The sequence below is a fragment of the Aeromonas sp. ZOR0001 genome (assembly GCF_000801015.1).
In the GTDB taxonomy this organism is placed as follows: Bacteria; Pseudomonadota; Gammaproteobacteria; order Enterobacterales; family Aeromonadaceae; genus Aeromonas; species Aeromonas veronii.
The window spans coordinates 18,992-30,590 of sequence record NZ_JRJY01000109.1; the positions used below are offsets into that span (position 1 = coordinate 18,992).

Annotated in this window: 9 protein-coding genes; 7 read left to right on the forward strand and 2 right to left on the reverse strand. The window is 58.7% G+C overall.

The genetic code is table 11. The features are described 5' to 3' along the window. Position 1 precedes the first annotated feature (1 nt). Complete coding sequence (locus L972_RS14135) at positions 2-1,093, reverse strand: LysM peptidoglycan-binding domain-containing protein (protein ID WP_005339696.1); 1,092 nt, start codon at positions 1,091-1,093, stop codon at positions 2-4. Between the two features lie 108 nt (positions 1,094-1,201). Between L972_RS14135 and def the strand changes: the two genes are divergently transcribed. The 5 genes from def (at position 1,202) to L972_RS14160 (ending at position 7,027) form a co-directional block, all read left to right on the forward strand. Further along, on the forward strand, positions 1,202-1,714 hold the full coding sequence (gene def / locus L972_RS14140) for a peptide deformylase (RefSeq protein ID WP_005357510.1): 513 nt from the start codon (positions 1,202-1,204) through the stop codon (positions 1,712-1,714). 12 nt (positions 1,715-1,726) lie between these two features. Beyond that, a complete protein-coding gene (fmt, locus tag L972_RS14145) occupies positions 1,727-2,671 on the forward strand; it encodes a methionyl-tRNA formyltransferase (RefSeq protein ID WP_047439007.1) in 945 nt (314 codons plus the stop codon). A 60-nt stretch (positions 2,672-2,731) separates the two neighbouring features. Beyond that, complete coding sequence (rsmB, locus tag L972_RS14150) at positions 2,732-4,024, forward strand: 16S rRNA (cytosine(967)-C(5))-methyltransferase RsmB (protein WP_047439009.1); 1,293 nt, start codon at positions 2,732-2,734, stop codon at positions 4,022-4,024. A gap of 87 nt (positions 4,025-4,111) precedes the next feature. Beyond that, positions 4,112-5,488 carry a Trk system potassium transporter TrkA gene (gene trkA, locus L972_RS14155; protein ID WP_005339689.1) on the forward strand — a complete coding sequence of 459 codons (1,377 nt, stop codon included), beginning with the start codon at positions 4,112-4,114 and terminating at the stop codon, positions 5,486-5,488. Positions 5,489-5,584: 96 nt separating this feature from the next. Continuing rightward, positions 5,585-7,027 carry a TrkH family potassium uptake protein gene (locus L972_RS14160; RefSeq protein ID WP_047439011.1) on the forward strand — a complete coding sequence of 481 codons (1,443 nt, stop codon included), beginning with the start codon at positions 5,585-5,587 and terminating at the stop codon, positions 7,025-7,027. 249 nt (positions 7,028-7,276) lie between these two features. On the opposite strand, the gene typA is transcribed toward L972_RS14160, so the two are convergent. Continuing rightward, entirely contained in the window at positions 7,277-9,088 is a 1,812-nt protein-coding gene (gene typA, locus L972_RS14165) for a translational GTPase TypA (protein ID WP_005339679.1), read from the reverse strand. 351 nt (positions 9,089-9,439) lie between these two features. Here typA and glnA point away from each other — a divergent pair, with 351 nt between their 5' ends. After that, complete coding sequence (gene glnA, locus L972_RS14170; protein WP_005339672.1) at positions 9,440-10,849, forward strand: glutamate--ammonia ligase; 1,410 nt, start codon at positions 9,440-9,442, stop codon at positions 10,847-10,849. Between the two features lie 115 nt (positions 10,850-10,964). Continuing rightward, positions 10,965-11,543 (forward strand): DUF4124 domain-containing protein, encoded by a 579-nt coding sequence (locus L972_RS14175; RefSeq protein ID WP_021231489.1) that lies wholly within the window; start codon positions 10,965-10,967, stop codon positions 11,541-11,543. Positions 11,544-11,599: the final 56 nt, after the last annotated feature.

Genomic DNA, 11,599 nt, shown 5'->3' on the forward strand with positions numbered 1-11,599 from the left:
GTCAGAAGTGAGTGACCTGATAACCCGCACTCACCATGTCGTTACTCTGCATGATGAGACCATAACTCAGCTTGTCATACACCTTGAACAACATGACACGGGCAATCGCTTCAGAGGGCAGTGGTGCCTTTTTGTTGCTGCTGTAAAACACCCGGTTAAAAACCGATGAGAGCTCCTTGTACTGTACATCGCCATTCTTGGTGACCAGAGCAGCACCGGGCCGTCTGACATCCAGTACATCCCCGGCGACCAGTTGATCGCGGCCGCCCCGGTTGATCAGCACCACATCAAACTTGCCACCGCCCCGGGTCTTGTTCGGCAAATCGATGATATAGCCCGGCGTGATGGCAGGTGCCGCTTTCGGTGTGAAGACGGCGGGCATGTTCTCCTGAGCGGGCAGCGGCATCACCTTGTCGCCCTGCAGCACTTCGCGCTGGTTATGAGTCAGAGTCACTTCGGTCCGATCGCCATCAAGACGCGCCACGGCCCGCACCACACCGGCAAAGATCGCCTCCTGGCCCAGCAGTTCACCGGTTTCGCGATCCTTGTAGACCACTCCGGGGTGATAAATGCCATAGACCTGCCCCGGTGTCAGGGAGCCCTGTACATAGAGGGTGTCCCCCTCCAGCATGCCGATATGTTTCTGATCCGACCCCAGCAGATAGGGCAAGGTTTTCTGCTGCTGGCTGTCAGCCAGAATATGGTCGGTTTGCAGGAAAGGGCCGATCTCGCTGATAGGCAGGGTCGGAATGGGGTTGGCTTTGTTCTCGTAACGGGTTTTCGGGCCGAGACGGATGACTTGCTTGCCACCCTGCATCGCCTTGCCGAGCCGGGGTTCACCATTGACCCAGCTCAGATGCAGTACATCACCGGGGTAGATCCAGTGAGGATTGGCAATCTGCGGATTGATGTTCCAGAGACGGGGCCAGAGCCAGGGTTCGGAAAGATACTTGCCGGAGATATCCCACAGGGTGTCGCCTTTTTGCACTACATAACTTTCGGGGTAACCCGCTTTCAGCCTGAGCTGATCGGCCAATGCTGCCTGACTCACGGTCACCAGCAGGCAGGCGAGGATGGTTTGCTTCAGATACATAACACTCCCTGTTACTTCTGTACGCAAAGTGTTGCTGTTTTTTGTCGGCGTAAATGACTAGAATTACGCCAATATTGACTGCATTTATACGAAACTAAAGAAAAAACTATGGCCATTCTAGATGTATTGCGTTTTCCCGATGAGCGCCTGCGCACCGTTGCAGCCCCTGTCGAGACCTTTACACCCGAGTTACAACAGATTGTAGATGATATGTTCGAAACCATGTACGCGGAGGAAGGCATTGGCTTAGCCGCGACTCAGGTCGACATTCACCAGCGCATCATAGTGATCGATGTCTCTGAAAACCGTGAAGATCCTCTGGTATTGATCAATCCGGAGGTCATCGAGCAGTGCGGCAGCACCGGCATTGAAGAGGGTTGCCTCTCCGTGCCCGGCAGCCGTGCTCTGGTGCCTCGCGCCGAACAGATCAAAATCCGCGCCCTGGATCGCAACGGCAAGCCGTTCGAGCTGGAAGCCGATGATCTACTTGCCATCTGCATCCAGCATGAGATGGATCATCTGGTCGGCAAGCTGTTTGTGGATTACTTGTCCCCGCTCAAGCGCCAGCGCATTCGCCAGAAGCTGGAAAAGATGGCCCGTGAAGATCGCAAAGTCCTCTGAGGATCTGCCCCATTGAATAAGCTGAAACTGATTTTTGCCGGTACTCCCGACTTCGCCGCCCGTCACCTGGCGGCGTTGTTGTCTTCCGACCACGAGGTCGTTGCCGTTTATACCCAGCCTGACAAGCCTGCTGGCCGTGGTCAGAAGCTCACCGCCAGCCCGGTCAAAGAGCTGGCACTGGCCCACAACCTACCGGTTTACCAACCTGCCTCTCTGCGCAAGGAAGAGGCGCAAGCTGAGCTTGCTGCACTGAGTGCCGACCTGATGGTGGTGGTGGCCTATGGTCTGATCCTGCCCAAGGTGGTACTCGATACCCCGCGGCTGGGCTGCATCAACGTCCATGGCTCCTTGCTGCCGCGCTGGCGCGGTGCCGCACCGATCCAGCGCTCTATCTGGGCGGGCGATGCCGAAACTGGCGTCACCATCATGCAGATGGATGTGGGGCTGGATACCGGCGCCATGATCCGCAAAGTGACCTGCCCCATCGCCGCCGACGAGACCTCCGCCAGCCTCTATGACAAGCTGGCCGAGCTGGGCCCGCAGGCGCTGGTCGACACCATCGATGCCATGGCTGCCGGTGAAACCGCTGCCGAGGCGCAAGATGATGCGCTGGCCAACTACGCCGAAAAGCTCTCCAAGGAAGAGGCCCGCATCGACTGGTCGATGGAGGCTGTTGCCATCGAACGCTGCATCCGCTCGTTCAACCCCTGGCCAATCAGCTGGTTTGAAGTGGCTGACCAGACCGTCAAGGTATGGCAAGCCGCCGTTATTGACAGCGACCACGGCCAACCCGCCGGCACCCTGCTCAAGGCCGACAAGCAGGGGATCGATATCGCTACCGGCAAAGGGGTACTGCGCCTGCTGACCCTGCAACCGCCCGGCAAGAAGGCGATGTCCGTTTCGGATCTGCTCAACTCTCGCCGCGACTGGTTTGAACCCGGCACGCAATTGAATTGAACTGGATTGAATTGACACAAGCGGGGCCCAGGCCCCGACTTGCGCATCTAAGGTAACTCTATGAAAACACGTGCACAGGCCGCTCTCGTTATTCAACAGGTGCTGGATCAGGGTCAATCCCTCTCCGCTGTTCTGCCTGCTGCCCAGGAGAAAGTTGCACCTCGCGATCGCGCTCTCCTGCAAGAACTCTGCTACGGCACCCTGCGCTGGCTGCCCCGCCTCGATGCGGCAGTCAACGAGATGATGGACAAGCCGCTCAAGAACAAGAGCCGCATTTTCCACTACCTCATCCTGGTCGGTCTCTATCAGCTCATCTACACCCGCATTCCGGCTCACGCCGCGGTGGCCGAGACCGTCAACGCCGTCAAACTGCTCAAGGGCACCTCCCTGCGTGGCCTCATCAACGGCGTGCTGCGCAACTTCCAGCGCAGCGCAGAAGTCATTCTGCTGCGCATCGACCGCGTTCCCAGCATTCGCCTCGGTCATCCGGAGTGGCTCACCAAGCGCCTGCGTCAGGCCTATCACGATGAGTGGGAATTCATCATGGAGGCGAACAACCAGCGCCCCCCCATGTGGATCCGCAACAACAGCCAGCGCCAGAGCCGCGATGCCATGCTGGCTCGCATGGCTGAAGCCGGCATCAATGCCGTGGCCGGTGAAGAGGGTGAGGATTGCATCCTGCTGGAGCGTCCTTGCGATGTGACCAAGCTGCCCGGCTTCGAGGTCGGTGACTGCTCGGTACAGGATGGTGCAGCACAACAGGCTGCGGCACTGCTCGACCCGCAACCGGGTGAGTGGGTGCTGGATGCCTGCGCGGCCCCCGGCGGCAAGACTGCCCACCTGCTGGAGCGTCAACCCAAGTTGGCTGGCGTGGTTGCCGTCGATGCCGATGAAAACCGCCTCAAGCGGGTGCAGGAGAACCTGGACCGCATCGGCCTGACCGCCAAGGTTATCCACGGCGATGCGGCGGTACCGGAACAGTGGTGGCCGGAGGGTCAGTTTGACCGCATCCTGCTGGATGCCCCCTGCTCCGCCACCGGCGTCATCCGCCGCCACCCAGACATCAAGTGGCTGCGCCGTGATCAGGACATTCGCGAGCTGGCCGAGCTGCAGCGCCGCATTCTCAATGCCCTCTGGGGCAAGCTGAAAAGCGGCGGTACCCTGCTCTACGCCACCTGCTCCGTATTGCCGGAAGAGAACCGCGAACAGATCCGCGCCTTCCTTGCCGCGACCAAAGATGCCAAATTGGTGCCATTGCACGAACAGGACACCCCGGACTGCCCGGGTCGCCAGTTCCTGCCGGGTGAAGCCGAGATGGATGGCTTCTACTACGCCAAACTGGTCAAGCTCTGAGCCGGGCATGACAAACCTCATTCGGGAGAGCCGCCAGCTCCGTTCTGGCGCTCCCCTTTACAGCATCAACGTGAGTAGACGTTCCCTATGAAAATCATCATTTTGGGAGCCGGCCAGGTCGGCGGCACTCTGGCCGAGAACCTGGCCGGGGAGAACAACGACATCACCATCGTCGACACCGACAGCGAACGCCTGCGCGAACTGCAGGACAAGTTTGACCTGCGGGTGGTCAACGGTCACGGCGCCCACCCCAAGGTGCTGCGCGAAGCGGGCGCTCAGGATGCCGACATGCTGGTCGCGGTCACCAACAGTGACGAGACCAACATGATCGCCTGTCAGGTGGCCTACTCCCTGTTCAACACCCCGAACAAGGTGGCACGGATCCGCTCGCCGGCCTATCTGACCGAGCGGGATCGCCTGTTTCTGCCGGAATCGGTACCGGTGGACCACCTGATCGCGCCGGAGCAGCTGGTGACCGACTATGTGCGTCGCCTGATCGAATATCCGGGTGCCCTGCAAGTGGTTGATTTTGCAGGTGGTCGCGTCGGTCTGGTGGCGGTCAAAGCCTACTACGGAGGCCCGCTGGTGGGCAATGCGCTCTCGACCCTGCGCGAACACATGCCCAACATCGAGACCCGGGTAGCGGCCATATTCCGTCAGGGCCGCCCGATCCGCCCGCAAGGCACCACCATCATCGAAGCGGATGACGAGGTCTTCTTCGTCGCCGCCGCGGGCCATATCCGTGCCGTGATGTCGGAGCTGCAGCGCCTAGAGAGCCCCTACCGCCGCATCATGATCGTCGGTGGCGGCAACATCGGCGCGGGTCTCGCCCGCCAGCTGGAGAAGCGCTACAGCGTCAAGCTTATCGAGCGCAACCAGAAGCGGGCGGAGCAGCTCTCCGAACTGCTGGAGAACACCATCGTCTTCTGCGGCGATGCGGCGGATCAGGAGCTGCTGGCCGAGGAGCACATCGATCAAATCGACGTCTTCATCGCCGTGACCAACGAGGATGAGGCCAACATCATGTCGGCGCTGCTCGCCAAGAAGATGGGCGCCAAGAAGACCATGGTGCTGATCCAGCGCGGCGCCTACGTCGATCTGGTGCAGGGTGGCTCCATCGATATCGCCATCTCGCCGCAGCAGGCCACCATTTCGGCGCTGTTGACCCACGTGCGCCGGGCCGATATCGCCAACGTCTACAGCCTGCGCCGCGGCGCTGCCGAGGCGATCGAAGCGATAGCCCACGGTGATGAGAACACCTCCAAGGTGGTCGGCAAGACGGTGGGCGAGCTCAAGCTGCCGCCGGGCACCACCATCGGTGCCGTGGTGCGCGGGGATGAGGTGCTGATCGCTCACGATCGCACCAAGATCCAGCAGGATGACCACGTGGTCATGTTCCTGGTAGACAAGAAGTACATCCCGGAAGTGGAGCGGCTGTTCCAGCCAAGCCCCTTCTTCCTGTAACGTCTTCATGCGCACAGGCTGTCAAACCAGACCCGGCTCAGCTCCCCCAAGGGGATGGTCCGGGTCTTTTGTTAATCAACGACCAGGTTATCGAACATGATCAAGCTGCGTCCCATTATCTTCACCCTCGGGCTTGTGCTCTCCAAGCTGGCGCTCTTCATGTGGCTGCCCACCTTGCTGGCACTGCTCACCGGGTCAGAGGGATTTGTCGAGTTTCTCAAGTCCGTGCTGATCACCCACGGCGCCGCCCTGCTCTGCCTCCACTATGGTCGCAAGGCGGAGTTTCATCTGGGGGTGCGGGAGATGTTCCTGCTCACCACCTCGGTTTGGGTGGTGGCCTGCGCCTTCGGCGCCCTGCCCTTTGTCTTCATCACCCACATCAACTTCACCGATGCCTATTTCGAGACCATGTCGGGGGTGACCACCACGGGCTCCACCGTGCTCTCCGGCCTCGACAACATGGCCCACAGCATCCTGTTGTGGCGTTCCATCCTGCAGTGGCTGGGCGGGGTCGGCTTTATCGTGATGGCGGTAGCCGTGCTGCCCTACCTCAACGTCGGCGGTATGAAGCTGTTCCAGACCGAGAGCTCGGACTGGTCGGACAAAAGCGCCCCACGTGCCAAGACGGTCGCCAACAACATCGTCGTGGTCTATCTGGTGCTCTCTATGCTCTGCTTCATGGCCTACTGGGCCAGCGGCATGAACATGTTCGAGGCGATCAACCACGCCATGACCACTCTCAGTACCGGCGGCTACTCCACCTCCGATCAATCCATGTCCCACTTCTCCAACTCGGCACACTGGATTGGCACCCTGTTCATGTTCCTCGGCGGCCTGCCCTTCCTGCTCTATGTGCAGAGCCTCAACCACAGGGACAACAGCCTGTTCAAGGATGCCCAGGTGCGCGGCTTCTTCTGGCTGGTGGTGTGGGTCACCGTCATCATGACCTTCTATCTGTGGGAGAGAGATCTGTTCAGCTTCTGGGATGCCCTGCGTATCAGCTGCTTCAACATCGTCTCGGTGCTCACCACCACCGGCTACGGCCTTGGTGACTTTGGCACCTGGGGGCCGCTCGCCAGCATCGTCTTCATCGTGCTGCTGGCGCTGGGAGCCTGCTCTGGCTCCACTGCGGGTGGTCTGAAGATCTTCCGGGTGCAGGTGGCATTCGCCCTGTTCAGAAAGCAGATGCGCCAACTGATGCACCCTTCTGCTGTCTTCCCGCAGAAGTACAACGGCCGGACGGTCAATGACGCCATCATCCGCTCGATGATCTCATTCGTACTAGCCTACTTCGCCATCATTCTGGTGATAGCTGCACTGTTGGGCGCCATCGGGCTTGACCCTCTGACGGCCATATCCAGCTCCATCACCGCCGTTGCCAACGTCGGCCCAGGCATGGGCCCTGTAGTCGGCCCCAGCACCAACTTTGCCAGCCTGCCGGAATCGGCCAAATGGCTGCTGTCATTCGGCATGCTGCTGGGACGACTGGAGATCCTGACGGTCGCCGTGCTCTTCTTCCCCTCCTTCTGGCGCCAGTAACCCCTTACTGCAAGCCAGCAAAAGCCGCAGCGTTCATCCGCTGCGGCTTTTTTATCTCACCCATCCCCACGACTTTCGTTCGCCGCTTATCAGCCCACTCATCATCCATTGCTGATGGCCTGAACGAGCTCATCAGGATGGCCAGAGCGGATCACAAGCATAAAAAAACGGACCCAAACCAGAGGTTTGGGTCCGTTTATCAGTGAACCGTCAGCGGCCACGAAGGCTGCCGAGGCTCAGCACATGGCATTAACCACGGCCAGAGCGCTTACGATCCAGCTCGGTCAGCAATTTCTTGCGGATACGGATGTTCTTCGGAGTCACTTCTACCAGTTCGTCGTTATCGATGAACTCGAGAGCCTGTTCCAGAGTCATGCGGATCGGCGGAGTCAGCACTTGAGCTTCGTCGGTACCGGAGGCACGCATGTTGGTCAGCTGTTTGCCTTTCAGGCAGTTAACAGTCAGGTCGTTGGAACGGGAGTGAATACCGATCACCTGGCCTTCGTACACCTCGGTCGCGTGACCGATAAACAGACGACCACGGTCTTGCAGACCGAACAGTGCGTAAGTCAGTGCCTTACCGGTAGCGTTGGAGATCAGCACGCCATTCTGGCGCTCGCCGATGCTGCCACCCTTGTGCGGACCGTAGTGGTCGAAGGTGTGGTACAGCAGACCAGTACCGGAAGTCATGGTCATGAACTCGGTCTGGAAACCGATCAGGCCACGGCTCGGGATCATGAAGTCCAGACGGACACGACCCTTGCCATCCGGAGTCATGTTGGTCATTTCGCCCTTACGCAGACCCAGTTGCTCCATCACGGAACCCTGGTGCGCTTCTTCAACGTCCACAGTCACGGTTTCGAACGGTTCTTGCAGAACGCCATCAACGGTACGCAGGATTACTTCCGGACGGGACACAGCCAGTTCGTAACCTTCGCGACGCATGTTTTCGATCAGGATGGAGAGGTGCAGTTCACCACGACCGGATACACGGAACTTGTCCGGATCATCAGTCTCTTCCACACGCAGAGCCACGTTGTGGACCAGCTCCTGGTTCAGACGCTCCAGAATGTTACGGGAGGTCACGAACTTGCCCTCTTTACCGGCGAACGGTGAGGTGTTGACCTGGAAGGTCATGTTCACGGTCGGCTCGTCAACAGAGAGCGGCGGCAGGGCTTCAACGGCACCGTTGTCACAGATGGTGTCGGAGATTTTCAGCTCGCCCAGACCGGTGATAGCGATGATGTCACCCGCTTGCGCGTCGGTAACTTCAGTACGGGACAGACCCAGGTAACCCAGCACCTGACCGACTTTACCGTTACGAGTCTTGCCGTCAGCACCAACGATGGTGACTTGCTGGTTGGTCTTGACGCGACCACGGGTGATACGGCCGATACCGATAACGCCCACGTAGGAGTTGTAGTCCAGCTGGGAGATCTGCATCTGGAAACCACCTTCGGCATCAGCCTTCGGCGCTTCAACGTTGTCAACGATAGCCTGGAACAGCGGCTCCATGTTCTCGGACTCGACGTCCTGATCCATGGTGGCCCAACCGTTCAGTGCAGAGGCGTAAACAACTTTGAAATCCAGCTGTTCATCAGTCGCGCCCAGGTTGTCGAACAGGTCGAATACCTGATCCATTACCCAGTCAGGACGAGCACCCGGACGGTCAACCTTGTTGATGACCACGATCGGCTTCAGACCCTGAGCGAACGCCTTCTGGGTCACGAAACGGGTTTGCGGCATCGGGCCGTCAACGGCGTCAACCAGCAGCAGCACGGAGTCAACCATGGACAGTACGCGCTCTACTTCACCACCGAAGTCGGCGTGACCCGGGGTATCAACGATGTTGATGCGGTAGTCATTCCAGCGGATCGCAGTGTTCTTGGCGAGAATGGTGATGCCACGTTCCCGTTCCAGATCATTGGAGTCCATGATCCGTTCCTGGCCTTCCGTGGAGCGGTCCAGGGTGCCGGACTGCTGCAGCAGCTTATCAACCAGAGTCGTTTTGCCGTGGTCAACGTGCGCAATAATCGCAATATTGCGTAAATTCTCTAACATTCTCGCCTCAATCACCGGGTAAAATTGGGCGCTAATTGTACTCTTGCCTTTGTGATCTGCCTAGCAGAATTGCAGTACATTCGCGCATAACAACAGATCTGGATCATAGACCTCTCTGACAAACCCTGCTTAGATGGGCGGTGACCGTATTTCGCGCACCATTACAGTGCACCAAAACGATCCACCATCGCACTAAATTGATGCAACGCGAGTCGAGATCGCCTGATTTTGGGGAGCCTCTTCAGCGAGATTGCCCTGAAATCAAGCTGTCACAAACTTGGCACGATACTGGCTTATGTGAATACGACGACGCATTCACCCAGAGAGTTTTAACACCGGAGGTTACTTAGCATGTCAGCCCAGAACGTTTTGGCCCTGATCCAGGAACACGAAGTCAAGTTTGTTGATCTGCGCTTTACCGACACCAAGGGTAAAGAGCAGCATGTATCCATCCCTGCTCACCAGGTTGATGAAGATTTCTTCGAAGACGGCAAGATGTTCGATGGTTCCTCCATCGGCGGCTGGAAGGGCATCAACGAATCCGACATGGTACTGATGCCGGACGCAGCCTCCGCCAAGCTGGACCCGTTCACCGAAGAGACCACCCTGAACATCGTTTGTGACGTACTGGAGCCTGCCACCATGCAGGGCTACGACCGCGATCCGCGCTCCATCGCCAAGCGTGCAGAAGATTTCCTGAAGTCCAGCGGCATCGCTGACACCGTGCTGTTCGGGCCGGAGCCGGAATTCTTCATGTTCGACAACATCACCTTCTCCAACACCATGGGCCACAGCTTCGTGAAAATCGAATCTGAAGAAGCCGCATGGAACTCCGGCACTGCCTATGAGCATGGCAACAAGGGTCACCGTCCGTTCGTGAAAGGCGGTTACTTCCCGGTTGCACCGGTCGACTCCTCCCAGGATATCCGCGCCGCCATGTGTCTGGTGCTGGAAGAGATGGGCCAGGTCGTTGAAGCTCACCACCACGAAGTGGCCACTGCCGGTCAGAACGAGATCGCTACCCGCTTCAACACTCTTACGCTGAAAGCTGACGAAGTACAGGTACTGAAGTACGTGATCCACAACGTGGCCCACGCCTATAACAAGACTGTTACCTTCATGCCGAAACCCATGTTCGGTGACAACGGCTCCGGCATGCACTGCCACCAGTCTCTGGCCAAGAACGGCGTCAACCTGTTCGCTGGTGACCTGTACGGCGGTCTGTCCGAGATGGCTCTGCACTACATCGGCGGTATCATCAAGCACGCCAAGGCCATCAACGCCTTCGCCAACCCGACCACCAACTCCTACAAGCGTCTGGTTCCGGGTTATGAAGCACCGGTCATGCTGGCCTACTCTGCCCGCAACCGCTCTGCCTCCATCCGTATCCCGGTGGTACCGAGCCCGAAAGCCCGTCGTATCGAAGTGCGCTTCCCGGATCCGGCTGCCAACCCGTACCTGGCCTTCGCAGCCCAGCTGATGGCCGGTCTGGACGGTATCATCAACAAGATCCATCCGGGCGATGCCATGGACAAGAACTTGTACGACCTGCCGCCGGAAGAAGCCGCAGAAGTGCCGACCGTTGCCGGTTCTCTGGACGAAGCCCTGGCCGCTCTTGATGCTGACCGCGAGTTCCTGACCCGTGGCGGCGTGTTCAGCGATGACTTCATCAACTCCTATCTGGAACTGAAACAGCAGGATGTTGACCGTGTGCGCATGACCCCGCACCCGCTGGAGTTCGAACTGTACTACTCCGTCTAAGTCTCAGCAGACTGGCCGTTTAAATCTGGTCAGCTTGTTTAATCGTGACAAAACCCGCCATCTGGCGGGTTTTTTCTCTGATAGGATTAAGCAAAATACCGTCAAGGAGAGATGGATGAACAACAAGCATGGCATAGGGGTGCTCAGCCTCCTGTTGCTGACCTCGTTCGCTGCGGACGCGGCCAAGGTCTACTCTTGGGTCGATGGCAATGGCATCACCCACTACTCGGATGCGCCACCACCCGGCAAAAACGCCAAAGAGGTCGATCTGCGGGTCGCCCCGCTGCTGGGCAGCAGCGCGCCCAGATCGGTGCAGGTGGATAACTTCAACAGCCTGACCGGCGCCGATGCCAAGAAAGAAAAAGAGGCAGCCAAGCTGACCATCGAACTGCTCTCCCCGGAACAGGGCAGCACCCTGCGCGACAACACAGGCAACATTGTCTTTCAGGGCACCATCAGCCCCAAACCTCCGACCCAGTATGATGTGCGCCTGACCCTGGATGGCAAAGCCGCCCCCATCGTCAGCAACAGCCTCTCTGTCCGGGTCGAAAACGTCGATCGCGGCGCCCACGAGGCTCAGCTCGAGCTGCTCGCCAAAGACGGTACGATCCTTGCTAAATCCAGTGCAGTCACCTTTTACCTGCATAGAGCGAGCGTGACGCCAGCTCCCAAACCCACCCCCAAAGCCGACTAGGGGTGATATAGCGCACCGATGCGGGTAAACTCTATGCACCATATCGGTGCATAACA